The following is a 25,687-nucleotide window of genomic DNA, read 5'->3' on the forward strand; positions in this document are numbered from 1 at the left end:
ACTATTAGCACTTATAATCAAATAAACCATTTTTTAGTTAAATTAATCACTTTATGACACCACTTATCGGAGAAAATGAACACTTTTTGGCCGTTTTAGAAAAAGTGTCTAAATTAGCCACGCTCAACAAACCCGTTTTGATTATCGGTGAACGAGGCACAGGCAAAGAACTCATCGCTGAGCGCTTACATTATTTATCTCAGCACTGGCAGGGGCCGTATATCAAACTAAATTGTGGTGCCATTGCTGATTCGCTACTTGAGTCTGAGCTATTTGGCCATGAATCAGGCGCATTTACGAGCGCCAACCGCCGCCATTTAGGCCGCTTTGAGCGTGCGAATGGTGGTACTTTATTTTTAGATGAAATTGCAAACGCTAACCTGAATGTGCAAGAAAAACTTCTTAGAGTCATTGAATATGGCGAATTTGAACGCCTCGGCGGCCAACAGCTGTTAACGAGCAACGCCAGAATAATTGCTGCAACTCATCAGGATTTGCCTAATTTAGCAGAGCAAGAAAAGTTTAGAGCCGATCTTTTAGACCGTTTAGCTTTTGATGTGATCACACTGCCCCCACTTCGTGCTAGGCAAAGTGATATTTTGCCATTGGCTGAGCATTTTGCCGTTAAAATGACACAAACATTGCAACGAGATGTATTCAGTGGATTTTCTAGAGATGCACAAAAGACGCTGTTGGAGTATCATTGGCCAGGAAACGTGCGCGAGTTAAAAAGCGTTGTTGAGCGCAGTGTTAACTTATGCGAGCATCCGGAGCACAGTTTAAAACAGATTATATTAGATCCTTTTGCTTCAGAGTTTCGCCCGCAGGCACGGCTGAATGAGCCAACTAAGCCACAGTGGCCACTTGACTTAAAAGCGTGTAGCGAGGCATTAGAAATTAAGCTAATTAAACAAGCTTTGATTAAAAGCCAGTATAAACAAACGGATGCGGCTCAGTTATTAGGGTTAAGTTATCACCAATTACGCGCCTACTTAAAAAAATATTCGATTTTGGAAACCAATCGCCAACATGAATAACCAGATTTGCCAATGCGTATTTTACGGCTTGCTCGCCATGCTTTGTTGTGGTTGTGAGTTCCCAGCAGACACAACGTTTAAAGACGGTATAATTTATTGTTCAGAGGGCAATCCAGATAGTTTCAATCCACAGACAACCACCAATCATGTTACTTTGGATGCTAGCGCTCATCAGATTTATGATCGCTTAATAGAGCGCGAGCCCTATACCGGAAATTACTTGCCAGGCCTTGCGTTGAGTTGGCAGCTTAGTGATGATAAACAAACACTGGATTTAACCCTACGCCGCGATGTGGCTTTTCACACAACTAAATATTTTATGCCAAGCCGGCCTTTTAACGCGGATGATGTACTTTTTACATTTAATCGCTGGCGCTTAAAAACCCATGCTTTTTACCCTGTTGCGGAAAGTTATCCGCATATGCAGAGCTACCAATTAAGAAAAGTCATCACAGATATAAAAAAGCTATCTGAATACAAGGTTCGTTTTACTTTTGCTCATTCTAATCATGATTTTTTATCGCATTTAGCCAGCGACTATATGAGTATTTTGTCAGCTGAATACGCTAAAGCACTAGAAAAGCTCGATGCCAAAACACAAATTGATAAACTCCCAATTGGCACTGGCCCCTACTTATTGGTCGACTATATTAAAGATGAATACATACGTTTTAAGGCACATAGTGACTATTGGCAAGGCAGCAGCACATTAAAAAATCTTGTATTTGATATTACCCCACAAAGCTCTCGCCGGTTAGCGAAACTAGTGACCGGAGAATGTGATGTCGTGGCTCACCCTGCCGCCAGTGAAATGGCATTATTGCAAGAAAAAGCAAACATAGCTTTGCAATCAAAAGCGGCAGAAAATACCGCCTTTTGGGCTTTTAATACCAATAAACCACCGTTTGACCAAATACAAGTTAGGCGCGCACTCGCAATGGCGATCGACCGACAAAGTATTTATCGGAGCATTTTTTATGGCACTGCATTTCCAGCAGAATCTGTTGTCGCCAGTAGTTCATGGGGACATCATAGCGGCTTGCCTAAATTAGAATACAATCCTGAAAAAGCGGCTAAATTATTAGCGCAAGCGAATATCCCGCAAAATTTTAGCTTAGAAATCTGGAGCCCACATATTGAAAGGGCTTATGCGCCTAATTCATTAAAGATGGCTGAATTGATTCGCTCTGACTTAGCCCGGGTTGGCATTAAATCAACGATTGTCAGCTACGAATGGTCAACGTTAAGACGTAAACTGGCAGAGCAAGATTATGATACCGTATTAATGGGGTGGACAGCTGATTTGCCGTCACCCGACAATTATCTGCAACCTGTTTTTTCTTGTGCAGCGAAAGAGGCTGGTATCAATTATGCCAATTGGTGTCAGCCCGAATTTGACGACTTGATAAACAGTGCCATGCAAGCGCCGCAAAACGAGATTGCTCAAGGTTTTTACCATCAAGCACAAAGTCTATTAAGACAAGAAATGCCGGTCATGCCAATTGCTCATTCAATGAGCTTTTTAGCCAAACGCCGACATGTAATTAATGTGAAATTTGTGCCGTTTTCAGCCATCTCATTTAAAAACGCGGAGAAATACTAGTGTATATATACCTACTTCGGCGTTTAAACCTTTTAGTCACAACCCTTTTTGTGATCAGTGTATTTTCTTTTTCGCTCGGCCATTTATTTCCTGGCGATCCTGTGGTTAATTTTAGCGGTCAACAAAGTTTAACTTTTGAAGAATATGACGTATTAGAAAAAAAACTCGCGCTGGATAAACCCTATATGGTGCAATATTTTGCGTACTTAGAACGAATGATAGAAGGTGATTTTGGCTTTTCCTTTTCGTCTGAACGTCATATCAGTGACGAATTTTTACGAGTATTTCCAGCGACCATTGAACTCAGTGTATACGCTATCTTGGTAGCCCTTTGTATTGGTCTGCCGTTAGGCTTACTCGCCGGTTTGAAAAAAAATAAAGTCGTCGATAAAGTCATTTTTTCTTTGTCAACCATCGCCAACTCTGTACCAATATTTTGGATAGGTTTGTTACTAATTTTACTATTTTCACTCAATTTGGGCTGGTTACCTATTTCAGGAAGACTCAATTTATTATATGAAATTCCTGCACATACTGGTTTTGTATTTATTGATATTGCGTTAAGTGATATCGACAACAAACCTGCTGTCTATCAAAACGCCTTTTTACACTTAATTTTGCCAACCATCACCCTAGCCACACTGCCTACCACATTATTAATAGGGATGATGCGCAGCTCAGTTATCTCTGTGATGAACAGCCAGTTTATTAAAGCTGCTCGGACTAAGGGGCTGAGCTATTATCAATTGATTCGGCGGCATGTGGTTAAAAATGCGATATTACCTATACTGCCGCAGTTTGGATTGCTTTTTAACACCCTAATGACAAGCGCCATGATCACTGAATTTATTTTTAGCTGGCCTGGGGTTGGTTATTGGCTGATCGAAGCTATTTACCAACGAGACTATCCGGTTATCCAAACCGCATTATTAATAGTTTCAGCTTTTATGGTATTTTTAAATGTCTTGTTAGACATTATTCATTCGTTGCTTAACCCAATAGTGCGTAAGGATATTCATGGCTAATAATAATATCTACGACCAAAACGAGTATCCTGGGCCATATCAGCTAACTTGGTCCAAATTTAAATCCGACCATCCGGCTTGGGTTTGTTTTTATTTAGTCATGGGGTTTATTTTCGTCGCTCTGTTTGCGCCGCTGATCGCGCCCTACTCCGCAATGGCTCAACATCCTGAAGCCACTTTATTACCGCCTTCATGGCAAACTGCTGGTGATGTCAGCTTTTTATTAGGCACAGATGATCTAGGGCGAGACCTATTATCACGTTTGATTTACGGCGCCCAAATCACTTTTGGATTAAGTCTGTTGGTCGCGTTAGTCGCCATGATTATCGGTGTTGCACTCGGTGCATTGGCAGGGGCCAGTAAAGGGCTCAAGTCGAGTGTTTTTAATCACTTTTTTGATACCATATTGTCTATCCCATCACTGCTGTTGGCTATTATTATCGTAGCCGTTTTAGGGCCAGGTTTGTCAAACACCATTTGGGCGGTTTTATTAGTGTTAGTGCCTCAGTTTGTGCATAGCACTCGGATTGCGATTCAGGCCGAGCTAAAAAAAGAATATGTGACGGCTGCCCGTTTAGATGGTGCAAACGAATGGCAGATTTTAAAAAACTCTGTTTTTCCGAACATAGTTGAAACGTTAATACTCCAGTATACACTCGCGGTATCTACCGCCATTATTGATATCGCGGCATTAGGCTTTTTAGGTTTGGGCGCTCAACAAGGTTCACCTGAGTGGGGTGCTATGTTATCAGAAAGCATAGATTTAATTTATCGAGCCTCTTGGTTGATAACCCTGCCCGGCGTCACCATGTTTTTATCATTATTATCGGTCAACACAGTGGGTCATGGTTTGCGTCATGCGCTTAAGAGCAGGAGCGAATAATGTTATTAGACGTTCGAAATTTAACAGTTACGTTAAAAACGGAAAGTCTGCAAGTTGATGCGATTGATCGCATGAGTTTATCACTGCGTGCGGGCTCAATTCACGGACTAGTTGGTGAAACTGGCTCAGGTAAGTCATTGTTCGCACGTGCCTTGACGGGTACATTGTCAGACAAATGGCACGTTAGAGCCGACCGTATGTTTTGGCAAGGAGAGGATCTTCTGCGCTTGTCTGATGAGCGCCGCAATCAAATTATCAGCCGCGATATTGCAATGATCTTCCAGGAACCTAGTCAATGTTTAGACCCAACACGCACGGTTGGCGAACAAGTAAGCGAGGCGATTCCAAACAAAGACTTAAGTGGTGGTTTTTTTAGCCGCGGCAGTCGCCGTAAAGAGAGGGTCATAGAGCTACTCAAACGCGTGGGCGTAAAAAGATATGAGCAGTGCTTTTCAAGCTACCCACACGAATTGTCAGAGGGCTTGTGCCAAAAGGTCATGATAGCGATAGCGGTTGCTCGACGTCCAAAACTATTAATTGCCGATGAACCAACAGATGCCATGGAAAGCGCGACCAAGATACAAATACTGCGGCTGCTGCAAAAACTTAACCAAAGTAAAGATATGACGGTTTTGCTCATCACCCACGACTTAGAAGCAGTGAGCCAGTATGCTGATGAAATGACCATCTTATATTCAGGTCAAAGTGTGGAATCGGGCAGCGTGAAAGAGCTATTAAAAAATCCGTTTCATCCATATACCGACATCTTATTTAAATCTATTCCTAAATTAGGAAAGTTAGAGGCGAAAACACGGCTAAATACTTTGCCAGGTTCAGTGCCACCGCTGCAACATCTTCCGACCGGTTGTCGATTAGGCCCTAGATGCCCAAATGCGCAAAAAGAGTGTGTAGTGACACCTAAAAGCGTTAAAACAAAGGGTCATATTTTTAGCTGCCATTACCCTATTAATCAGAGCAAATAACCATGGCCGAATTATTAGAAGTTGAAAACTTATCAAAAGTTTATGAGCGGCGTATACTTCCGTGGAAAAAACAAACCACAGTGGCCTTAGAGAGTGTCAGCTTTAAACTCGCAAGCCATAGCACCCTAGCGATTGTTGGCGATACCGGCTCAGGTAAGTCGACGTTAGCTAAGTTATTAGGGGGCGCTGAGCAACCAAGTACCGGAGAAATTCGTTTATTAGGTAAAAAAGTACATAGTGGCGATCATAAAAACCGTTGCCGCAATATTCGTATGATCTTTCAAGACCCGGCAACTTCTCTCAATCCTAGTATTTCGATCGGGCAGATCTTAGAAGAGCCACTTAAACTAAATACCCAGCTGACAGCTAACCAGCGACAAGACAGAATACGGGAAACTTTAGCCATGGTCGGCTTGTTATCAGATTACATATGGCATTACCCGAATATGTTATCCAGCGGTCAAAGGCAACGTATCGCACTGGCTCGAGCACTTATTTTGCAACCGAAAATTATCGTGGCCGACAAACCGTTTGCAGCTATGGATCCATCCACTCGCTCGCAAATGGTCAACCTGTTTTTGCAGCTACAAGCAGATTTGGGCTTATCGTATGTATTTGTATCTCACAACCTGAATATTGTTCGTCACATTAGCGACCAGCTATTTGTAATGGAAGATGGGAAAGTGGTCGAGCGTGGCGATACTCAAACGATATTGGCCGACCCAAAACAAGTCGTCACTAAAAAATTACTCTACTCTCAACAAATGTTAGGCACAAAAAAAGGGTAGCTCAGCTACCCTTTATTAACCCAGTTGGGTTGTTGGTCAGTTTGCCTTATTCTGCACTTTCTGCCGAAGTTTGGTAAACCTTGATATCAGCATTGTTACGCAAACTCGCAACTAAACCTCGATAATTGTATTCAGACAATACAGACTGCAAACGCTGCTTGGTCGTCTCATCAACGGTGACGTTTTCCGGAGTGTTCACAGCATTCACTTTAATCAAAGCTAAAGTTTGGTTATCCACCTGTGTCCAACTCGCTGATTGTTTATCCGCTTGTGGACGGGCCATCTCAAATGCTTTTGCAGCAATAGGTTGTGCTAAATCACTACCAAAACGGGCAACCTCGTCTGCACTCTCTAAGGTTAATGATAACTCAGCCAACGCAGCGTTAATATCTTCACCTTGCGACCACTTGTCTGCTTGTTGAGCAACCCACTCTTCGGCCAAACTATTGGCTTTTTCAGCCGTCAGTGCTGCCACAACATCTTCTCGAACTTCTTCTAAAGGACGTGTTCTGGCTGGCTGGTATTCGTTAACACGAACGACAACACTATGTTCGCTTGATAACTCGATTAAGTTAGAGTTATAACCTTGCTCCAAAACATCATTTGACATGGCGGCCTGCACCACTTGATTTTGATCAAATGGGAATTGTTGGCTGTTAGTATCTTGTAAACCTGTATTTTGCACAGTTAAACCTGTTGCTTCAGCTGCATCGGCAAGCGTATCTGGTTTTTCAAACGCAACATCTGCTAATTGCTGTTGCTTTTCGATAAAGATATCACGTGCTTTATCGCGCTGAAGTTGTGCTTTGATCTCATCTTTTACTTCATCAAGCGGGCGAACCTGTTCTGCTTGGATATTAGTTAGTTTAATAATGTGATAACCAAAATCAGATTTTACAACATCCGACACTTCACCCACTTCTTGCAAAGCAAAAGTAGCTTCTTCAAACGCTGGATCCATGGCGCCGCGACCAAAATAATTTAAATCACCGCCATTTTCCCCAGAAAACGTATCATCTGAGTGTTCTTTGGCTAACTCGGCAAAATCTGCACCTGATTTAATCTGGGCCAATAAATCTTCAGCTTCGGCTTTTGCGCTTTCTTCACCGTCAGTTAAGTCGATTAAAATATGTGAAGCGCGGCGCTGCTCGGGATTCGTATAGTTTTGAGATGTTGACTGATAAAGACTCTCAATTTCACTGTCTTCAACTTCAATATCGTCAGCTACATCTTCCAACTTTAACTCTATATAAGCTAGATCTAAGCTATCGTTTGTTTCATATTGGGTAATATGATTTTCGTAATAACTGTTAATTTCTTCTTCGCTTAATTCAACCTGTGACTCAAACTTGGCTACCGGCACTTCAACATAATCCAAATTACGCGTTTGTAATTGTAACGACTGCAGTAACTCGGCTTCATTCGACAATACAAAATCAGATTCAGCTAAGCCAGCAATCACTGCCGAACGGGTTAAATCTTGACGCATACTTTCTCTAAATTGAGCCGGTGTCATGGTATTTCGAGTTAATACTTGCAAATACCTGTCATTATTAAATTTGCCATCTACTTGAAACGCCGGAATATCGAAGATAGCTTTTTTAATTTCCTGATCGCTGACACGGATCCCTTGACGCTGAGCAAAGTCTAAAATGAGTTGCTCTGAAATTAAGCGCTGTAGCACCCCCTGACGAAAGCTGTTCATATAGTTTGGATCAGACGCTAACTGACTGAACATGTCGCCATATTGGCTTTCCATACGCGCCCGCTCGGTTTCAAATGCTCGCTCAAGGCGACTACGCTTAATTTCTAAGCCATTGACTTCAGCGGCATTCGGCTCACTGCCAGAATTGATATAAGAACCTACACCGGCCAAAGCGAAGCTAAAAATCACCAGGATTAAAATTACTTTTGCTACAGGTCCCTGACTACCTTCGCGAATTCTTTCTAACATTGTTAATCTCTTGTTAATGCGTGTTCAAATAAACACCAGGTGGAGTGAAAGTTTTTGATGTGCTACAAATAACAAAGGCTTCGAGTTATTCGAAGCCTAAGCTTATATCTTAATTTTAGAGCACCACTCCAAATTAATCGTTTACAGCATCTTTCAGCGCTTTACCCGGCTTAAAAGCAGGAATTTTAGCCGCTGGTATTTCAATGGTTTCGCCTGATTGAGGGTTACGGCCTGTGCGTGCTGCACGGTCACGTACCGAAAAAGTACCAAAACCAATTAAAGCAACTTGATCACCTTCCGCTAACGCGCCAGTGACAGTTTCTATGAACGCGTCCAGTGCGCGACCTGCTGATGCTTTAGAAATATCAGCTTCCGTTGCGATTTTGTCTGTTAATTGAGATTTATTCAAAATTTCATCCCCTTAGGTTTTTATTGTTCTAATACAACAGCGCGAAACAGCCCGTCATATATGGATAGTTGCGAATTTATAACAGGCTTGGGCTAGCGAATCAATAGCCCAAGGCCAACTAAGTCTGCTTTTACCAAAATTATTCGGTTTTATATTAATGACTGCAATTCAGCAGCCGTTATTTTTTAACAATTTCTATGCCCTCTGGTGGATTTTCTAATGCTAGCTGTAAAACATCATCAATCCATTTAACCGCATGAATTTCTAGATCACCAATAACATTGTCCGGTATTTCTTTTAAATCACGCTCATTATCTTTTGGAATAATGACACGTTTAATCCCACCGCGGTGTGCCGCCAATAACTTTTCTTTTAAACCACCAATAGCCAATACTTCGCCGCGCAGGGTAATTTCGCCTGTCATGGCAACATCGCAGCGAACTGGGTTACCGGTGAGGCAAGAAACCAAGGCTGTACACATTGCAATACCGGCACTCGGACCATCTTTTGGTGTTGCCCCTTCGGGCACATGCACGTGGATATCACGCTTTTCATAAAAGTCTTCGGCAATGCGCAATGTATCTGCTCGCGAACGCACTACAGACATGGCCGCTTGAATCGACTCCTGCATGACATCCCCAAGTGAACCTGTGCTGGTCATTTTGCCTTTACCAGGCACTGCGGTGGTTTCTATGGTTAGCAGGTCGCCCCCCACTTCAGTCCAAGCGAGGCCTGTCACTTGGCCGATTTGGTTTTCGTCATCGGCGCGACCATAATCAAATCTTTGGACGCCTAAAAAGTCACTTAAATTCGCTTCATCAATGGTGACTTTTTTAATGCTTTTATCCATTAAGATATTTTTAACCGCTTTACGGCATAATTTAGAGATCTCGCGTTCTAAACTACGTACCCCAGCTTCACGGGTATAATACCGAACAATCCCTAATAGTGCTGACTCATCAACTTGAATCTCGCTTTTTTTAAGGCCGTTACGCTCTAACTGTTTAGGTAACAAGTGCCGCTTAGCAATATTAAGCTTTTCATCTTCGGTGTAACCAGATAAACGAATCACTTCCATTCTGTCTAACAAGGGTCCCGGGATATTCATACTATTGGAAGTCGCTACAAACATCACATCAGATAAGTCATATTCAACTTCTAAATAGTGGTCAGCAAAAGTTGAATTTTGCTCAGGATCTAGCACCTCTAACAAGGCTGATGCCGGATCACCGCGCATATCCGCTGACATTTTATCAATTTCGTCCAATAAGAACAGTGGGTTTTTAACACCGACTTTGGTCATGTTCTGAATTAATTTACCTGGCATAGAACCAATATAGGTTCTTCTGTGGCCACGGATCTCAGCTTCGTCACGAACCCCCCCAAGCGCCATACGCACATATTTACGCCCAGTCGCTTTGGCGATCGATTGGCCCAACGAGGTTTTACCCACCCCAGGTGGACCAACTAAACATAAAATAGGTCCTTTAACTTTATTGGTACGCTGCTGCACAGCTAAATATTCAATAATACGCTCTTTGACTTTATCTAAACCATAATGGTCTTTATCGAGCGTTTCTTGCGCGGCTGGCAAATTGCGTTTAACCTTTGAACGTTTTTTCCAAGGCACAGAGCTGATTGCATCAATATAGCTACGAACCACGGTCGCTTCGGCTGACATTGGCGACATCATGCGCAACTTTTGCAGTTCTGATAACGCTTTTTCTTCAGCCTCTTTCGGCATGCTGGCATCTTTGATTTTTTTCTGCAGCGTTTCAAATTCATCTGGCGCATCATCCATTTCGCCGAGCTCTTTTTGAATGGCTTTCATTTGTTCATTCAAATAATACTCGCGCTGGCTTTTTTCCATCTGTTTTTTGACTCGGCCGCGAATTTTTTTCTCAACTTGCAATAAGTCGATTTCGCTTTCCATTAACGCCATTAAAAACTCAAGCCGTTCTGAAATATCAATAATTTGCAAAACCGTTTGTTTGTCTTCAAGTTTTAATGGCATATGTGCAGCCATGGTGTCAGCTAATCGTGCCGGATCTTCAATCCCGTTTAATGAAGTAAGCACCTCAGGTGGAATTTTTTTATTTAGTTTTACATAACCTTCAAATTGGTTAACGGCTGAGCGAATAAGTACTTCTTGCTCAGTTTCGTCAATAGGATCACTCTCAATTAAACCAATGGTTGCTGTAAAATAATCATCACTGTCGTTAAATTCTTCGATTTGAGCACGTTGGCCGCCCTCAACGAGCACTTTAACAGTGCCATCAGGCAATTTTAACAACTGTAAAATGGTCGCTAATGTACCCATTTCATACAGTTCATCCTGTTTAGGATCGTCTACTGACGCATCCTTTTGCGCCACTAAAAAGATCTGTTTGTCGTTTTCCATTGCTGCTTCTAAACAACGAATTGACTTTTCCCTTCCGACAAACAATGGGATCACCATATGCGGATACACCACAACGTCCCGTAAGGCTAGAACTGGAATTTCGAGATGACGGCTAATTTCTGTTGTCATACTTGGACTTCTCTTATCGCAGGTTTTATATAACTAAATACTATGGGGGTAAGGGCTATTATATCAAGCCAATATATATGGAAACCCCGCATTTTTTATATCTTTTAACGTAAAGTCAGCTTTGACGATCAAAATCCGGTTAAATTTACTTCACTTCTGATTAAATAATAAACAGAATGCCTTGCATGACGCTATTTATGCCCTACGAATAAACTCAATTGACAGATGATTACAAAATGATAACTTATATGAAACGCCATTTCATATTATAAACAAAGGATTCGATTATGTTTAACTTATGCTGTCAAAAAAATTATCATTTTAGGCGCTATCTTGGCGCCCTTTTTTTACTGTTAACCACATCTTGTCACTCATTACTGGCCCATCAAATTGAGTTAAAAACAAATGAACTTAAACAAAAAATCGATATTGTGGGCGGTGATATGGAGCGCTCAGCCGATTTTTTATTCGAAGCAAGTAACCCTGAGCAAATTCTGGATTGGTATTTTAAGGATATCAATATGCCCTACTGGCGCGTTGTAATTGATAAACACCAAGAAATGGTTGAAGGAAAAACTAATTTTGAGTTCTACAACAAACAAATTTCTGTAATGAAAAAAATTCGTGCTCGCCAGCCCAATGTTAAATTTTGGGCAACGTTAAAAACGGATTACGATGGTTATGGTGATAAAAATAATATGCCAGATTGGGTCTATACAGGCCGAGGTTATAACGGGGGTGAATATCAAGCAAGCGCTTTTAAAGCGAATAAATGGGCTCGTTTTTTAGCCGATTATTTAAAACTAATGGATGACAACGGAGTGAGTATTGAAATACTTTCAGTGTCGAAAGAATGGATGCAGGTGATGACAGCGGATAATGAAAAGAATACCATCGTCGAACTAAAACGTTTATTAACAACTCCGAAATATGATGGTGTACCTGTCCCTCAATTTAATGGACCAGCAGCATGGGGGGTAAAACAAGCGGTTAACTTTGTTAATCAGGTTGCAGAAAAAGGCTATGATGATCTCTACACAGGTTTTTCTGCACACACCTATGACAAACCGAGTCCTGATGATTGGCAGCGACTGATAGCGGCTGCAAACAAAATTAACTTACCCGTTTACAACGAAGAAAATAATGCCGGCGGTGGTGGCCCTTATCATGGTGCGCAGCCGAGTATCGAAAAATCTGTCCGAGTATATGCTAAAAAGGCACCTGCATATCAAGCTGGTCTAAAAGGCGAATTGTTTTTTGAGCTTTGGTCTCGAGGATATAGCCGTGAGTCTCGCTCAGTCTATTTTAATAAAAATGAAGCGGGTTCGCGCGGCCGAGGTTATTGGCTAAGCCAGCTATTCATCAATAATGTATACAACAAACATTATGTAGCGGCAGAAATAGATTCCGATTTATCCAAAGATATTAAAGTGATGGCTTTTGCCGATAAAGAGCAGGCAATCGTTTATTTAATGAATACCTCAGATAAAAATAGCTACCACGGGGTGAAATTAAAGTTAGCCAAGCCGATCCCGAGCCAGCAGATCACACAAAGGTTATGGGCGAAAGAAACACAGTTGCAAGGCAATACAACCCAATTTAATGTGAATAAATCATCCTTGATATCCGTTGATTTAGTGGCTCCAAGCATCACAGTATTACTATTTAAGCTATAGATCTGGCAGGCAAAAGGCCCAGTGAACTAACTGGGCTGTTTTTGTTTATGTTGCAAAATTAAATAAATGCTACCTACCAGTATGGTCGCGGCCCCAATGGGGATCCCATAATCATGTGGCAAATCAAAACCAATTTGCGCAGTTGCAATGTACGAAATAGTCACTGCTGTGCCTATCACCGCCGGAATACTTGTGATCCAGTGAAATGCATTTTGATCACGCAAATATTTAGTTGCTAGCCATAACACACTGGTCGATAACAACATATTAGAAAAGGCAAAATATCGCCAGATAAGTGAAAAGTCTAACAATGTCATAAAATAAGCGATGGTTAAAATAGGCACAGCCACCATCAGACGGTTTTTAACACTTTGTGGGATATTAAAAGCATCAACTAAGGTTAATCGTAAACTTCTAAACGCAGTATCTCCTGAGGTGATTGGAAATACAGCGACCGCTATAATTGCCATAATGCCACCAGCAATACCAAGATAACTGCTGGCAATATGTTTTACCACCATGCCTGGGCCACCTAGATCTAACATTTCTTTTAACCCAGCATAGCCCTCTGGAAATGCTGCGATACCGGCAAGCGCCCAGACACAAGCCACTATGCCCTCGCACATCATACCGCCGTAATACACAGGACGAACATATTTTTGATTGGTTAAGCAGCGTGCAATGATAGGCGCTTGAGTTGAGTGAAAACCACTGATCGCACCGCAGGTAATAGTAATAAACAGCAGTGGCCAAGTTGGCAGTCCGTCTGGGTTGGGTGTTAGAATATTGTGCGAGTGCCCGTCTTTAAAGTAAGCCAAAAAATCACTGCCCACGGGAAGATGAGGTGCATCCATTAATAATGCAATGGCGATCATACTCGTCATCACAATCATTAATAACCCAAACAAGGGGTATAAACGGGTGATAATTTTATCTATTGGTAATAAAGTTGCGAGCAAGTAGTAGGCTAAAATCAATAATACCCAGAAGGTATTGTTGGCCAGCCAGGTGTCTTTAAACAGATCTAAGTTACTTAATAAACCGGCAGGACTCATAACAAAAACCACACCAACAAAAAACAGCAGCATGGCGGTAAACAGCAACATAAAACCTTTAAAGATCAGGTTGTAATAGTGGCCTGCAATTTCTGGTAAACTTTTGCCATCTTCTTTTATACTCATCACCCCTGAAAAAAAGTCGTGTACAGCACCACCAAGCACATTCCCTAAAACAATCCATATGAGTGCGACCGGGCCATACAATGCGCCTAAAATAGGTCCAAAAATTGGCCCAACCCCAGCAATGTTTAAAAATTGAATTAAAAAAGCTCTAACTGGGTGTATTGCAACATAGTCGACCCCTTCAGCGAATTTTTGTTGCGGTGTGATGGCACTTTTATCTATCCTCGCCTGACGCTCAACAAAGGGACTATAAAACCTGTAGCCAATGAGTAAAACTGTTAAACAAATAAAAAAGATGAGCATCGTGCTACCTGCTTGAGTTAATTAACAAAAACAACATCACTATAACAAAAAAAGCGCCAGTCGAGAACTCGAACTAGCGCTTTTTAAATAGTCTCTGTTCAGGTGAACAATGACCTTAAGCAGGCGGTTTAATCGCTCAAAAGCTATTCTGAAGCCGCTTGTTTATTTTTTTGCTGGTAAATCATTATAGGATCAGATTCACCTCGGATCACGGTTTCGTCAATAACAACCTTGCTTACATCTTCTTTAGATGGCAATTCATACATAGTATTTAATAAAATGCCCTCAAGGATCGAGCGTAAGCCGCGGGCACCTGTTTTTCGCTCCATTGCTTTACGTGCCACGGCTTTTAAAGCATCTTCACGAAACTCAAGCTCAACGCCTTCCATATCAAATAAAGCGCCATATTGTTTGGTTAACGCATTTTTAGGTGCGCTCAGTATCTGTACCAATGCAGCTTCATCTAATTCAGTCAGTGTTGCAACCACTGGCAGTCGACCGATAAATTCTGGAATTAAACCATATTTAACTAGATCTTCTGGTTGTACTTCGGCAAATTGTTTACCAATTGACACTTCGGCTTGTTTGTTTTTAACTTCTGCACCAAACCCAATACCTGTGCCTTTAGCAGTTCTTTGCTCAATGACTTTTTCTAAACCAGCAAATGCACCGCCACAGATAAACAGAATTTTTGAAGTATCCACTTGCAAAAATTCTTGTTGTGGATGTTTACGGCCACCCTGCGGTGGTACTGATGCAATCGTCCCTTCAATCAACTTAAGCAATGCTTGTTGCACGCCCTCACCTGAAACGTCCCGGGTAATTGAAGGGTTGTCAGATTTGCGCGAAATTTTATCTATTTCGTCAATGTAAACAATGCCTCGTTCGGCTAAGCTGACGTCATAATCACATTTTTGCAGCAGTTTTTGAATGATATTTTCAACATCTTCACCAACATAACCAGCTTCGGTTAATGTGGTGGCATCCGCCATCGTAAAAGGCACATCTAAAAAGCGAGCCAAAGTTTCGGCTAATAAGGTTTTACCACTACCCGTTGGGCCAATTAATAGAATATTACTTTTACCTAATTCAACATCCACTTTAGATTTTTCGGCATTGCGTAAACGCTTGTAATGGTTATATACCGCAACCGATAACACTTTTTTAGCATGCTGCTGATCAATCACATAATCATCTAAATGTTTATGGATCTCAAATGGAGTCGGCAGCTTGTCACGCGATGTTTTCACGTCAGTCGCTATGTCTTTTATTTCTTCTCGGATGATGTCGTTGCAAAGCTCAACGCATTCATCACAGATGAATACTGAGGGGCCCGCGATTAACTTACGAACTTCATGCTGACTTTTACCACAGAACGAGCAATGCAATAATTTATTATCGCTTGACCCATCACCATTGCGGGAATCTGTCATGTATCTACCTCTATCTAAATTAAGCTAGTTGCCTAAAGGATCAGACCCACTTTATGACGATTTTGTTTCATCGCGACGGTTTAATATCTTATCAACTAAACCGTATTCTAATGCAGAATCTGCAGTCATAAAGTTGTCTCTGTCAGTATCTCTAGCAACAGTTTCGAGGTCCTGACCAGTATGCTCGGCCATTAAACGATTTAATTTGTCTTTAATGGCTAATATCTCTCGGGCGTGAATTTCAAAATCAGATGCTTGCCCTTGGAAACCACCTAACGGCTGGTGAATCATCACCCGCGAGTTAGGTAAACAAAAACGTTTGCCTTTAGCGCCAGCAGATAATAAAAACGCACCCATGCTGGCAGCCTGACCCATACAAACCGTTGAGACATCAGGTTTAATAAATTTCATTGTATCATAAATCGCCATCCCAGCAGTCACTGAGCCACCTGGCGAATTAATATAAATGTGGATGTCTTTTTCTGGATTTTCTGATTCCAAAAAAAGTAACTGAGCCACAATCAGGTTGGCCATATGATCTTCAACTTGGCCAACCAAAAAAATAACCCGTTCTTTCAACAGGCGCGAATAAATGTCAAACGATCGTTCACCTTTGGCGGTTTGTTCGATAACAACCGGAACCAGTGCATTCATTGCTTGTAAATTTGGATCTTCTGTAGTCATGGATTATTAGTACTCTAAAAATAGAAAAGGCCTGAACGAAAACTCATTCAGGCCATTTAAACAAGGCTCACCCTGCTTAGTCAATCACAAATTATGAATATTAGGCTTGTTTATTCATAATTTCGTCAAATGTTTTGGCCACAGTTTCAACTTGAGCCTGTTCCAAAATAAAGTCGATTGCCTGATCTTCCATTACAACGTTCTGTACGTTCTGCAACATCTCTTTGTTATTGTAATAATACTCAACAACTTCTTCTGGAGATTCGTAAGCAGACGCCATTGTTTCAACCGTTTCTTTAACACGCTCGTCATCAACTTTGATGTCGTTGGCTTTAACTAGTTCAGATAACAATAAACCAGTTTTGACACGACGCTCAGCTTGGTCATTAAATAATTCAGCTGGCAATTCGATATCTTGGTTACCACCAAAACGTTGCAGTGCTTGCTGACGTAAAGTATTAACCTCTTGCTCAACTAACGCTTTTGGTACTTCTAAAGAAGCCGCATCAACTAACGCTGTAATTGCATTTTCTTTTACTTTGTTTTTAAGCGCCTGGTTCAATTCACGCTCCATGTTTTGACGAACTTCTTTTTTCAGTGCGTCAATGCCACCTTCTTCGATACCGAATAATTTGATAAATTCTTCATCGATTTCTGGTAGTTCACGAGCTTCAACTTTATTGACTTTAACTTTAAAAACGGCTTCTTTACCTTTTAACTCTTCGGCTTGATAGTCTTCTGGGAAAGTCACTTCTAAATCTTTTTCGTCACCAGCTTTCAGACCTTTTAAGCCGTCTTCAAAACCAGGGATCATACGATTAGAGCCTAACTCAATGTCAAAACCTTCAGCTTTGCCACCTTCAAACACTTCACCGTCAACTGAACCTTCAAAGTCTAAGTTAACTTTGTCACCGTCTTCAGCAGCACGTTCAACTTCAACAAATTTCGCATGTTGTTTACGTAAAGTTTCTAACATGTTTGCTAAATCTTCGTCAGTCACTTCAGCCGTTGGCTTTTCAATTTTTAAAGCGTCTAAACCTTCAACTTTAACGTCTGGGTAAACTTCAAAAACTGCAGTAAAGCTAAAGTCTTGACCGTCTTCTTGCTTTTGATCTTCAATCGTAGGCGTACCAGCTGGGTTTAATTTTTCTTGCACAACCGCTTGGTAGAAGTTTTGTTGGATAACATCTTGTGCAACTTCCTGACGTACCGCAGAGCCATAACGCTTTTTGATCACACTAACAGGCACCTTGCCTGGACGGAAGCCGTCGATACGCTGAGTTTTAGCTAATTGCTGTAAACGGCTTTTTACTGCAGACTCTACTTTGTCTGCAGGTACTGTAATAGTTACTCGGCGTTCTAAGCCTTGAGTTGTTTCAACAGAAACTTGCATTGTCATACCTCAAAATTACGAGCGCTGAAGCTCTTTTTCCTTTGGGGCTTCTCTAAACAGAGCCCAGAAACGAGTTAAGAAACCATGTCAGCTTAAATCTTTGGCAGCTGATATGATCCTGTACATTAAAAAATGACGCAGCATTATAGCGGTGAGGCAAGCTATAGTCGAGTGAGAATGTAAAATAAGTGAGATTTTTTAAAACAAATAAGAAAAAGACGAAGTGGTCGGTGATGCAAGATTCGAACTTGCGACCCCTTGGACCCAAACCAAGTGCGCTACCAGGCTGCGCTAATCACCGACAAGTAAACAAAAAAGAAAATGGGGTGGCTGATGGGACTTGAACCCACGACAACCGGAATCACAATCCGGGGCTCTACCAACTGAGCTACAACCACCATATTGAAGCGTTTTATTCTAAATGGCGCGTCCTGCAGGATTCGAACCTGCGACCCACGGCTTAGAAGGCCGTTGCTCTATCCAGCTGAGCTAAGGACGCATAATTCGGGGTCCGAACGTCTCATTTAAAATGAGTGGTCGGTGATGCAAGATTCGAACTTGCGACCCCTTGGACCCAAACCAAGTGCGCTACCAGGCTGCGCTAATCACCGACGTTTTGCGAGGTCCCCCTCGACAGCGGGGCGCATATTACCTAGAACGCAGGGTCAGGTCAAACACTTTTTTGAAGTTTTTTGACAATTTAGTTTGTTTGCTTATTTTTACCGCAATATGTTGTTTAATTAGGCAGATAAATCAAAAAAGGCGCTTTTCAGCGCCTTTTAATTTTTATAACTCATCACCCGTTAAAATTTAAACTGGCTAATTTGTTGCGACAATTTACGCTCGACTTCCATCATAGTTCGGGTACTGCCTTCCAGTTCGTTGGTTTCGTCGGTCAGCTTTTTAGCACCATCAACCAAATGCTCAATGCCCTGACTCACTTCTTTGGTTAAAACCGACTGTTCTTCTGTCGCACTAGCGATTTGAATAATCATATCGTTAATGCCATTTATTTTTTCTGAAATTTGCTCAAATGAACGAACTGTCTTTTCGGTCGATTCAATGGTTTCCTGAACTAATTCAGTACTGCGGTAAGATGCTTTATAAGAATCATCGGCTTTCATCTGTAGTGATGCGATGATACTTTCAATTTCTTCGGTGGATTGACGTGTTTTACTCGCAAGCGAGCGAACTTCATCTGCAACCACAGCAAAACCGCGCCCCGATTCTCCTGCTCGGGCGGCTTCAATGGCTGCATTCAGCGCCAATAAGTTTGTCTGCTCTGCAATACCTTTAATAACATCTAAAACGCCACCGATGTTTTCACTGGCAGCTTTAAGTTCAGAGGCAACTTTAGCGTTACTTTGTAATTCGTCAACGAGCTGTTGCACATGCTCTAAATTGGTTTCTACATCAGTACGGCTGTGACCTGCCATTTCAAAGGCTTCTGTACTGCTTGACGCGGTTAACTCCGCATTTTGAGCTATCTCTCCTGTGGCCTCAGAAAGTTGTTTTAAATAACTTAATGAATGTTCGGTTTGTTCTTTTTGCTCACGCATATTTAAAGTCGCTTTATGACCAACTTCACTAATCGAACCCGAAATGCCACCCAAACCTTTTGCGCCTGCCGCTACATCGGCAATAATTGCCTGAATCTTCTCAATAAACTGGTTAAAGTTAGTGGCCAATGTACCGATTTCGTCATTCGTTTTAACTGGGATGCGTTGGGTTAAATCCCCCCCTCCGGCAGCAATATCGCGCAGCATGTCACTGACCTGAGTGAGTGGTTTAACCACTAACCGTTGGATTAAAATTAACAAGATGATGCTTAAAACAATCATAGAGACGCCCATTGACGTCCATTTTTGAATCCACTGAGCATCCAAACGTTCGTCGACCGCACTACGTGAAAAAGCAATTTTGATTTTACCAATTAACTCTTCGTCGGCACTATGAATTGAGTACCACTTAGCCGTGCCATCCTGTTCTATATCTGTTTTAACTTTAGTTTCGGCCATAGGTTTATCCCTATGGTCGGTCACTTTAATATGGGTAATAGCAACGTTCGGTAGATAAGCTTCAATTGCATTTTGAATCAGCGGGAAGTCATACGAAAAAACGGGGTCTTGCAAAATAATTTTGAGCTGATTAATAATTTCTTGTTTATTTTTTTGATACCTTTCTAGCTCTTCTGATGTTTGAACAGACATCGTCCAAAACGCCACAGCGCTCAAAACAATAAAGTTTACACTGACGAGTGCCAGCAGGACTTTTTTGGCGATTGATTGCATACTGCTACTTCCTCTTAAATGCAAAATCGGATATTTGCGTTAGCGAGTTGAAATGTTTAAAAATTAACCATAACTCACTTATTTATTAACATTCTATTAAATTTAAGCGAAAACACCTAAATGTACAACTTAAATCTAGATCAGGCCGATTAATTTATTCGCCGGTTAACGTGGCGAGTATTTTACGTTGGCCACCAAAATCACGGTGTTCTCCTAGATAAATACCCTGCCATGTGCCCAAATTAAAACGTCCATTGCTGATAGGTAATATCAAAGTCACCCCCATCAGACTCGATTTTAAATGTGCAGGCATATCGTCTGGGCCTTCAAAGGTGTGCTGAAAGTAAGGTTGGTTTTCGGGCACCATATGATTGATATGCGCTTCAAAATCACTTCTCACAGTCGGGTCTGCATTTTCATTTAACGTTAAACTGGCCGAGGTGTGTTGTAATAATAAGTGGCAGGTGCCTATTGTAAAGTCAGATAAGTGAGTCAGTGCCTGCTCAATTTCATCGGTTATTAAATGAAACCCACGAGGGCGTGCTTTTAAAACGATTTTTTCTTGTTTCCACATTTATTTCACCACCTTATCAAAACATATTTCTATATGAGCAGCCCCCGCGTCACTCATAAATGGCATTATCATGACTGGGCCTTCAGATTTATGAGTTAATGTATGGCCTTTTCCGGAAACCACGACGGGGGTCGCCATATCAAACTCATAACCTTTTTCTGATAGTAGCCTTTTTGCCCCCCCTGTGACCATATTCGTGATTTCACCGACCATATCTGTGACTTCTTCATTCACTTCGTTGGGTTTTTCGCCTAACATGCGCCCCATGACCTCAAGCGCCAAATTTTCTTCAAACGAAACTGAAAACGAACCTTTAGTTTGTGGACCGACCATACCTATTAATCCAGAAACATCTCCTCTGGCCACTTCATCCTTTTTTATTCTGGGTTTGTCGGGTTTTACTTCTGTCATGGCCATAGTGCTCAATACATTAACAAAAGCCGATAAAAAAGGATTTACAAAGTCTGCATTCATTTGATAAACCTATACTAAAAACAGCTGAAAATTTTTAAACGATATTTACAACGTAATACAGTTAAATAGTAAACTATCTAATTATTAGTAAGTGTGCCCGAATTGAAAAAATTGTAAACCATGCCAAGGTTAAAAATTTTTAACCTTGGCAGACTTAAGGCAACTATGCGACAAACTCGGTTATTTGAGGAAGAGATTGAAAGCCCTTGCATTGGCGTGTGCGAGTCAGGCAAACGTGGCTATTGCAAAGGCTGCTTGCGCAGCCGAGAAGAACGATATTATTGGCCTAAATTAAATAACGAGCAAAAAATTCAAGTTGTGCGATTATGCAAAATGCGCAAAAACCGCCTTAACAACAAGATAATAAAAGAAAGAGAAGAGGCGTTGCTGAAATCGATCCAGATGCAGCAACTAGACTTGTTTTAAAACATTAATCTTGCAAGAGGATTAAGCAAACGCGCTTTTCCTTGGGTAAAGTGCATAGGCTCATCCATAACAGACAAACACAAACAACATTTGCTATCAAAAGTCACTGGCGAATGCTCGACTGTATCGTCAACCACAATAAAATCACCCGCATTGTATTCGCCATGTTCATCTTTAAACGAGCCCGACAACACCACGGTAAGCTCTAAACTCTTATGGGTGTGTGGCGGTACATCCGTCGCGGGCTCGATATAAATTAAATTAGCTTTATACTCATCAAAATCACCGATTGATTTAGTGTGAACCCCACCAATGCTGTGCCAACGTTTCTTCTGCTCGGAACGATCCGATAATATTTTTGGCAACTTAAACTTGTGTTGTCCAACTTGAAGCATTTTAATTTTTTGTTGCTCGGGTTTAACCGATAATCTTGCGTCTTGAGAAGGTTTAGCCCCTTGTTCATCCGCTAGGTTAAAAATGTTTTCTAACATACCATCAAAACTGACGTTTTCTTCGACTTCCGGCTGTACCTTATTAAGGGCTTTTTCAGCCAGTTCAAACTCGTACTCTCGCACAGATTCACGGCAATCTTTACAGTATTCTAAATGGACTGACACAGCCAACCCCAAACCCGCAGACAGTTCACCTGCTGCAAACAATTTTAACAATCTTTCTGAGGGATGAAATTTAATCATGCTGTTTGCTCCATCGCTTGCTTGAGCTTACTAAGGCCGAGACGAATTCTTGATTTAACAGTGCCAAGTGGCACACCAACTTCATCAGCAACCTCTTGTTGAGATTTTTCTTGCAAATAGACTTTTTCGATAACGTCTCTTTGACTATCTGACATGGCGCTGAAAAAGTGATCCAGCTCGCCTTGCAATAATAAGTTCTCTAACAAAGTAAACTCTTGATAATCTTCACTGGCGTTATCTTCTAAAATTGGCCAAAGTTCTTCGGCAAAGTTTTCTTCTTTTTGAAAAGATGCTTTTCGCATCATGTCATAACGCACGTTACGAGCAATAGTATAAATCCAAGTGGATGCAGCCCCTTTGCTTGCATCAAATAAATGCGCTTTCAACCAAACGTTTAGCAAAGTATCTTGCACCATTTCGGTAGCCAAATGCTCTTTTTTTAATAACTTAAGACCAAAAGATCTGAGCCTGGGTGCAAAGTGTTCAAAAATTTTAGCGTATGCGACTTTATCTCTATCCTGCGCAACTTTTGAAAGTAACTCAGCCCATTCGACTGTTGGTTCACTTTCAGTTGCCATCATTGAGACCTGCTTCTGATGAGACCTCGTCTGTCGTTCCTCTCTCAGTGTAACCATAATTAAAAACCCCTTTTAGCACTGATAACTCCTACGAGTGGATTTAAACACTAGATCACTAAAAAACAAATTTTTAGGTAGCAAAAGCTTTACTTCATGTCTATGCTATTAAAATCTATAGTTTCAAGGGTTTATTTAATGAAAATTAGTGACGAAATCCACAATTATTATGAAACCTTAGTCTCCGAAGCTTTAGAAAATAAGCATCCAGGACCGGAACCGCTCAGTGACAACGAATTGGCCGACTTAATTTGTCTAACGCTAAACCAATTACCGGCGAAATATATTCGCCATGATGTCGATCTAGCCTACTACTTGTCAAGTGAAGAAAGAGAGCAAATGAAACAAGCGGTTCACCAAGCTATTGAAGATTCATTAGCTAGATTAATGTAAGTTGAGGATTTTTAAACGAATGTCTTTAGAAAATGCGCCTAACCACGTAAAATTAGCCGTTGATTTGATTTACTTGTTAGAGTCAAACGAGGTTGCGCCTGCTGATGTGTTAAAAGCTTTAAAGATAGTCGAGCAAGACTTTAGCAATAAACAAGCTGAGCTCCACTCACCCACTGCTAACATTAAGCGAGAAGTTTAAGCGAATATTATATGAAGTTAAAAACAATGTCCGCCCACTTTATTAAAACGGCGCTATTCACGTCAGGGATTTTTGGCTCAGGGTTTGTTTGGGCGCAAGATGATTTATTTTCGATGTCGATCGAAGAATTAATGCAAATGGAAGTTGCCAGCGCCACGTTAAGCAACGAAACCTTGGTGAATGTACCAGGTAGTGCGGCTGTATTTACCCGTCAAGACATCAATCAGCTAGGATTTAGTCGCTTAGACGAGATTTTAAACTATGTTACCGGGATGCAAAGCACTCAATCTGACCGTGATGCTCGTTTTAATAAAATATCGTCGCGCGGGCGGAGTTCCAGTGTCGGTGGCCGAGAAATATTACTGCTCATTAATGGCCAACGTATAAACACAGAATATTCGGGGAACAACGCATTTTCCATGGCATTGGTGCCTTTATCTATTGTTGAAAAAATAGAAGTGATTAAAGGGCCAGGCTCCTCTTTGTATGGTTCTAATGCTTTTTTAGCTGTGATAAACGTGCTTACTAGGAAAAACGAACAAACTCATACTCGTTTAGCCACTGGTAATATGGGGGTGACAGAAGCCTCATTAAGTACTGGTTTTAAATACGAAGACATCAGTGTTCATTTATCTGCTGCCGTGGGTAAAAGCAGTGGCGACAACTACACCAATGTGACTAACTCATTTGATCCGAGTGAGGAAGTTGAGCTAACAGACAAAGAATCTCATCGCGAATTATTGTTTAACCTGCAATACAAAGATACCGAATTAAAAGTAATATCTTCAAACCAAGAATCAGAGGACTTTTACCTACAAGGTAATACGGGCCCTGGTATTAACCGCTCTGAGACCGACTCACTATTTGTGACGTTAAACCAACATATAGACTGGTTTGAAAATGCACATAGCGAGATATGGCTTGATTACCGTAAAAACGACAATAAGCTATATATCCAAGGCTCAGCCTACGGTACTTTTAGTGGTTTTAGCAATCCTGAATCGAAACAACCTTTAATTGCTTTAACCCCGATTGAAGAAACCGCACATGGCATACGAGTGAATAACTTTTATCAACCGAGCGACACGCTTAGATTAAGTTTGGGTTTAGAGTACCGCCAGAGTGAGTTAAACCAAGATACGAGTCAGACCAACTTTGACTACGCAAGCTGTTTGACCAACCAGCTTTGTATGGCTCAAATTTTTGGCCTGCCGGTGCCGCCACCGCAAGATATGGAGATAGATTATTATCAAGGCGACTTTAAACCCGCGGTAAAATTTGTAAGTGCCACCGAGCGTGAAATTTATGGCGCTTTTATACAAGCCCAATGGCGCTTGCGTGACGATACTGAAATTACAGCCGGCATAAGGCATGATGATTATACGGATAGCGGTACCAGTAATAGCCCACGCTTGAGCATAGTGCATAACTTTAACGATACCCATACCTTTAAAACAAATTATGGCGAAGCTTACCGAGCACCTCAATTAAATGAAATTGGTTTAGCGAACAATACATTAGTTGAAGGCAACCCAGATTTAACCGCAGAAACCATTCGTTCACTAGACGCCATTTGGCTAACGAATTTTGAAGAATTTACAACCTCTTTGACTTATTTTCAGCATAAGATTGACGATGCCATTTTAATTGGGGTTCAAAATCAGGTGGTTAAACTAATTAACTCGTCTGAGAGCCAAAAGACCGAGGGTTTAGAAGCTGAATTAACTTATTTTGCAACGCAAAATTTGAGCTTGCAAACGGGGTTAACACATATTTTTAATATGTCGGAAGGACAGTATCGAGAATCTGACTTTTTAGCTTATGCCATCGTTAATTATGCAATAGACAAATGGAACATTAATTTTAGTGCTAATTATCAAAGTGATAAACAGAACCAAATGTTTAGGCAAGATAATGCAAGAGAAACCTTGCCCAGCTTCTGGGTCGCAAATACTCACGTAAGCTATCAACTTGACGAGCATGCTAACCTATTTGCAACCGTAAAAAACCTTTTAGATGAAGATTATTACACGCCCTCTGTTAGTAACTTAGCAGATGGCGGTGTTCCCAACCGCGGTCGCAGTTGGTTAGCCGGTGTTAGCTTTGCCTTTTAGCGGG

At 41.3% G+C, this 25,687-nt stretch carries 23 protein-coding genes and 4 tRNA genes; 11 read left to right on the plus strand and 16 right to left on the minus strand.

Annotation, left to right across the window (positions count from 1 at the left end; genetic code table 11):
• Positions 1-53 precede the first annotated feature (53 nt).
• Genes pspF through C727_RS0113515 form a run of 6 tightly spaced genes read left to right on the plus strand, consistent with a single transcriptional unit; the run spans position 54 to position 6,319 of the window.
• A complete protein-coding gene (gene pspF / locus C727_RS0113490) occupies positions 54-1,037 on the plus strand; it encodes a phage shock protein operon transcriptional activator (protein ID WP_017446177.1) in 984 nt (327 codons plus the stop codon).
• Positions 1,030-2,640, plus strand: coding sequence for an ABC transporter substrate-binding protein (locus C727_RS0113495; RefSeq protein ID WP_017446178.1), 1,611 nt, complete (start codon positions 1,030-1,032; stop codon positions 2,638-2,640). The genes pspF and C727_RS0113495 overlap by 8 nt, the downstream gene beginning before the upstream one ends.
• Positions 2,640-3,665 carry an ABC transporter permease gene (locus C727_RS0113500; protein ID WP_017446179.1) on the plus strand — a complete coding sequence of 342 codons (1,026 nt, stop codon included), beginning with the start codon at positions 2,640-2,642 and terminating at the stop codon, positions 3,663-3,665. Before C727_RS0113495 ends, C727_RS0113500 begins: the two co-directional genes overlap by 1 nt.
• Complete coding sequence (locus C727_RS0113505) at positions 3,658-4,548, plus strand: ABC transporter permease subunit (protein ID WP_017446180.1); 891 nt, start codon at positions 3,658-3,660, stop codon at positions 4,546-4,548. The genes C727_RS0113500 and C727_RS0113505 overlap by 8 nt, the downstream gene beginning before the upstream one ends.
• Positions 4,548-5,531: an oligopeptide/dipeptide ABC transporter ATP-binding protein gene (locus C727_RS0113510; RefSeq protein WP_017446181.1), complete on the plus strand. Its 984-nt coding sequence runs from the start codon at positions 4,548-4,550 to the stop codon at positions 5,529-5,531. The genes C727_RS0113505 and C727_RS0113510 overlap by 1 nt, the downstream gene beginning before the upstream one ends.
• Before the next feature lie 2 nt (positions 5,532-5,533).
• Positions 5,534-6,319 carry a peptide ABC transporter ATP-binding protein gene (locus tag C727_RS0113515; RefSeq protein WP_017446182.1) on the plus strand — a complete coding sequence of 262 codons (786 nt, stop codon included), beginning with the start codon at positions 5,534-5,536 and terminating at the stop codon, positions 6,317-6,319.
• A gap of 46 nt (positions 6,320-6,365) precedes the next feature.
• Here the strand turns inward: C727_RS0113515 and C727_RS0113520 are convergent, their stop codons facing one another.
• From C727_RS0113520 to lon, 3 genes are all read right to left on the minus strand, one after another.
• Positions 6,366-8,273, minus strand: coding sequence for a SurA N-terminal domain-containing protein (locus C727_RS0113520; protein ID WP_017446183.1), 1,908 nt, complete (start codon positions 8,271-8,273; stop codon positions 6,366-6,368).
• Positions 8,274-8,406: 133 nt separating this feature from the next.
• The gene (locus C727_RS0113525) at positions 8,407-8,682 is read right to left on the minus strand and encodes an HU family DNA-binding protein (protein WP_017446184.1); all 276 of its coding nucleotides are present in this window, start codon (positions 8,680-8,682) and stop codon (positions 8,407-8,409) included.
• A 178-nt stretch (positions 8,683-8,860) separates the two neighbouring features.
• Positions 8,861-11,212, minus strand: coding sequence for an endopeptidase La (gene lon, locus C727_RS0113530; protein ID WP_017446185.1), 2,352 nt, complete (start codon positions 11,210-11,212; stop codon positions 8,861-8,863).
• 287 nt (positions 11,213-11,499) lie between these two features.
• Between lon and C727_RS18585 the strand changes: the two genes are divergently transcribed.
• The gene (locus C727_RS18585; RefSeq protein ID WP_017446186.1) at positions 11,500-12,888 is read left to right on the plus strand and encodes a glycoside hydrolase; all 1,389 of its coding nucleotides are present in this window, start codon (positions 11,500-11,502) and stop codon (positions 12,886-12,888) included.
• A 26-nt stretch (positions 12,889-12,914) separates the two neighbouring features.
• On the opposite strand, the gene C727_RS0113540 is transcribed toward C727_RS18585, so the two are convergent.
• The 11 genes from C727_RS0113540 to C727_RS0113595 all read right to left on the minus strand — a co-directional run bounded on the left by C727_RS0113540 (position 12,915) and on the right by C727_RS0113595 (position 21,221).
• Positions 12,915-14,372 (minus strand): carbon starvation CstA family protein, encoded by a 1,458-nt coding sequence (locus tag C727_RS0113540; protein ID WP_017446187.1) that lies wholly within the window; start codon positions 14,370-14,372, stop codon positions 12,915-12,917.
• A 143-nt stretch (positions 14,373-14,515) separates the two neighbouring features.
• Entirely contained in the window at positions 14,516-15,805 is a 1,290-nt protein-coding gene (gene clpX, locus C727_RS0113545) for an ATP-dependent Clp protease ATP-binding subunit ClpX (RefSeq protein WP_017446188.1), read from the minus strand.
• Between the two features lie 51 nt (positions 15,806-15,856).
• Positions 15,857-16,489 (minus strand): ATP-dependent Clp endopeptidase proteolytic subunit ClpP, encoded by a 633-nt coding sequence (gene clpP, locus C727_RS0113550; RefSeq protein WP_017446189.1) that lies wholly within the window; start codon positions 16,487-16,489, stop codon positions 15,857-15,859.
• A gap of 100 nt (positions 16,490-16,589) precedes the next feature.
• The gene (gene tig / locus C727_RS0113555) at positions 16,590-17,882 is read right to left on the minus strand and encodes a trigger factor (protein ID WP_017446190.1); all 1,293 of its coding nucleotides are present in this window, start codon (positions 17,880-17,882) and stop codon (positions 16,590-16,592) included.
• Between the two features lie 224 nt (positions 17,883-18,106).
• Positions 18,107-18,183, minus strand: a tRNA-Pro gene (locus C727_RS0113560).
• A 21-nt stretch (positions 18,184-18,204) separates the two neighbouring features.
• Positions 18,205-18,280, minus strand: a tRNA-His gene (locus C727_RS0113565).
• A gap of 24 nt (positions 18,281-18,304) precedes the next feature.
• Positions 18,305-18,381: transfer RNA gene (locus C727_RS0113570), tRNA-Arg, on the minus strand.
• 35 nt (positions 18,382-18,416) lie between these two features.
• A tRNA-Pro gene (locus C727_RS0113575) sits at positions 18,417-18,493 on the minus strand.
• Positions 18,494-18,685: 192 nt separating this feature from the next.
• The gene (locus tag C727_RS0113585) at positions 18,686-20,173 is read right to left on the minus strand and encodes a methyl-accepting chemotaxis protein (protein ID WP_017446191.1); all 1,488 of its coding nucleotides are present in this window, start codon (positions 20,171-20,173) and stop codon (positions 18,686-18,688) included.
• A 154-nt stretch (positions 20,174-20,327) separates the two neighbouring features.
• Positions 20,328-20,747, minus strand: a complete 420-nt coding sequence (locus C727_RS0113590; protein ID WP_017446192.1) for a secondary thiamine-phosphate synthase enzyme YjbQ — start codon at positions 20,745-20,747, stop codon at positions 20,328-20,330.
• On the minus strand, positions 20,748-21,221 hold the full coding sequence (locus C727_RS0113595; protein ID WP_017446193.1) for a chemotaxis protein CheX: 474 nt from the start codon (positions 21,219-21,221) through the stop codon (positions 20,748-20,750). It lies immediately after the preceding gene.
• Positions 21,222-21,386: 165 nt separating this feature from the next.
• Between C727_RS0113595 and C727_RS0113600 the strand changes: the two genes are divergently transcribed.
• The gene (locus C727_RS0113600) at positions 21,387-21,647 is read left to right on the plus strand and encodes a DUF1289 domain-containing protein (protein ID WP_017446194.1); all 261 of its coding nucleotides are present in this window, start codon (positions 21,387-21,389) and stop codon (positions 21,645-21,647) included.
• On the opposite strand, the gene C727_RS0113605 is transcribed toward C727_RS0113600, so the two are convergent.
• Positions 21,644-22,342: a ChrR family anti-sigma-E factor gene (locus C727_RS0113605; protein ID WP_017446195.1), complete on the minus strand. Its 699-nt coding sequence runs from the start codon at positions 22,340-22,342 to the stop codon at positions 21,644-21,646. The genes C727_RS0113600 and C727_RS0113605 overlap by 4 nt on opposite strands.
• Positions 22,339-22,923 carry a sigma-70 family RNA polymerase sigma factor gene (locus C727_RS0113610; RefSeq protein WP_017446196.1) on the minus strand — a complete coding sequence of 195 codons (585 nt, stop codon included), beginning with the start codon at positions 22,921-22,923 and terminating at the stop codon, positions 22,339-22,341. Before C727_RS0113610 ends, C727_RS0113605 begins: the two co-directional genes overlap by 4 nt.
• Positions 22,924-23,115: 192 nt before the next feature.
• On the opposite strand from C727_RS0113610, the gene C727_RS0113615 reads away from it, so the two are divergent.
• The 3 genes from C727_RS0113615 to C727_RS0113625 are packed head-to-tail and all read left to right on the plus strand — an operon-like array spanning position 23,116 to position 25,683.
• A complete protein-coding gene (locus C727_RS0113615) occupies positions 23,116-23,370 on the plus strand; it encodes a late competence development ComFB family protein (RefSeq protein ID WP_017446197.1) in 255 nt (84 codons plus the stop codon).
• A gap of 19 nt (positions 23,371-23,389) precedes the next feature.
• The gene (rsmS, locus tag C727_RS0113620; RefSeq protein WP_017446198.1) at positions 23,390-23,569 is read left to right on the plus strand and encodes a pleiotropic regulatory protein RsmS; all 180 of its coding nucleotides are present in this window, start codon (positions 23,390-23,392) and stop codon (positions 23,567-23,569) included.
• An 11-nt stretch (positions 23,570-23,580) separates the two neighbouring features.
• A complete protein-coding gene (locus tag C727_RS0113625) occupies positions 23,581-25,683 on the plus strand; it encodes a TonB-dependent receptor plug domain-containing protein (RefSeq protein ID WP_017446199.1) in 2,103 nt (700 codons plus the stop codon).
• Positions 25,684-25,687 lie beyond the last annotated feature (4 nt).

The sequence above is a fragment of the Gayadomonas joobiniege G7 genome (assembly GCF_000300815.1).
Classification (GTDB): Bacteria; Pseudomonadota; Gammaproteobacteria; order Enterobacterales; family Alteromonadaceae; genus Catenovulum; species Catenovulum joobiniege.

What these genes read in the sequence shown, in the direction of transcription:
- C727_RS0113590 (WP_017446192.1), bottom strand. Translation starts at nt 20,747, where the DNA reads ATGTGGAAACAAGAAAAAATCGTTTTAAAAGCACGCCCTCGTGGGTTT.
- pspF (WP_017446177.1), top strand. Translation starts at nt 54, where the DNA reads ATGACACCACTTATCGGAGAAAATGAACACTTTTTGGCCGTTTTAGAA.
- C727_RS0113585 (WP_017446191.1), bottom strand. Translation starts at nt 20,173, where the DNA reads ATGCAATCAATCGCCAAAAAAGTCCTGCTGGCACTCGTCAGTGTAAAC.
- C727_RS0113625 (WP_017446199.1), top strand. Translation starts at nt 23,581, where the DNA reads ATGAAGTTAAAAACAATGTCCGCCCACTTTATTAAAACGGCGCTATTC.
- lon (WP_017446185.1), bottom strand. Translation starts at nt 11,212, where the DNA reads ATGACAACAGAAATTAGCCGTCATCTCGAAATTCCAGTTCTAGCCTTA.
- C727_RS0113600 (WP_017446194.1), top strand. Translation starts at nt 21,387, where the DNA reads ATGCGACAAACTCGGTTATTTGAGGAAGAGATTGAAAGCCCTTGCATT.
- tig (WP_017446190.1), bottom strand. Translation starts at nt 17,882, where the DNA reads ATGCAAGTTTCTGTTGAAACAACTCAAGGCTTAGAACGCCGAGTAACT.
- clpX (WP_017446188.1), bottom strand. Translation starts at nt 15,805, where the DNA reads ATGACAGATTCCCGCAATGGTGATGGGTCAAGCGATAATAAATTATTG.
- C727_RS0113505 (WP_017446180.1), top strand. Translation starts at nt 3,658, where the DNA reads ATGGCTAATAATAATATCTACGACCAAAACGAGTATCCTGGGCCATAT.
- clpP (WP_017446189.1), bottom strand. Translation starts at nt 16,489, where the DNA reads ATGACTACAGAAGATCCAAATTTACAAGCAATGAATGCACTGGTTCCG.
- rsmS (WP_017446198.1), top strand. Translation starts at nt 23,390, where the DNA reads ATGTCTTTAGAAAATGCGCCTAACCACGTAAAATTAGCCGTTGATTTG.
- C727_RS0113605 (WP_017446195.1), bottom strand. Translation starts at nt 22,342, where the DNA reads ATGATTAAATTTCATCCCTCAGAAAGATTGTTAAAATTGTTTGCAGCA.
- C727_RS0113510 (WP_017446181.1), top strand. Translation starts at nt 4,548, where the DNA reads ATGTTATTAGACGTTCGAAATTTAACAGTTACGTTAAAAACGGAAAGT.
- C727_RS0113615 (WP_017446197.1), top strand. Translation starts at nt 23,116, where the DNA reads ATGAAAATTAGTGACGAAATCCACAATTATTATGAAACCTTAGTCTCC.
- C727_RS0113495 (WP_017446178.1), top strand. Translation starts at nt 1,030, where the DNA reads ATGAATAACCAGATTTGCCAATGCGTATTTTACGGCTTGCTCGCCATG.
- C727_RS0113610 (WP_017446196.1), bottom strand. Translation starts at nt 22,923, where the DNA reads ATGATGGCAACTGAAAGTGAACCAACAGTCGAATGGGCTGAGTTACTT.
- C727_RS0113540 (WP_017446187.1), bottom strand. Translation starts at nt 14,372, where the DNA reads ATGCTCATCTTTTTTATTTGTTTAACAGTTTTACTCATTGGCTACAGG.
- C727_RS18585 (WP_017446186.1), top strand. Translation starts at nt 11,500, where the DNA reads ATGTTTAACTTATGCTGTCAAAAAAATTATCATTTTAGGCGCTATCTT.
- C727_RS0113595 (WP_017446193.1), bottom strand. Translation starts at nt 21,221, where the DNA reads ATGAATGCAGACTTTGTAAATCCTTTTTTATCGGCTTTTGTTAATGTA.
- C727_RS0113520 (WP_017446183.1), bottom strand. Translation starts at nt 8,273, where the DNA reads ATGTTAGAAAGAATTCGCGAAGGTAGTCAGGGACCTGTAGCAAAAGTA.
- C727_RS0113515 (WP_017446182.1), top strand. Translation starts at nt 5,534, where the DNA reads ATGGCCGAATTATTAGAAGTTGAAAACTTATCAAAAGTTTATGAGCGG.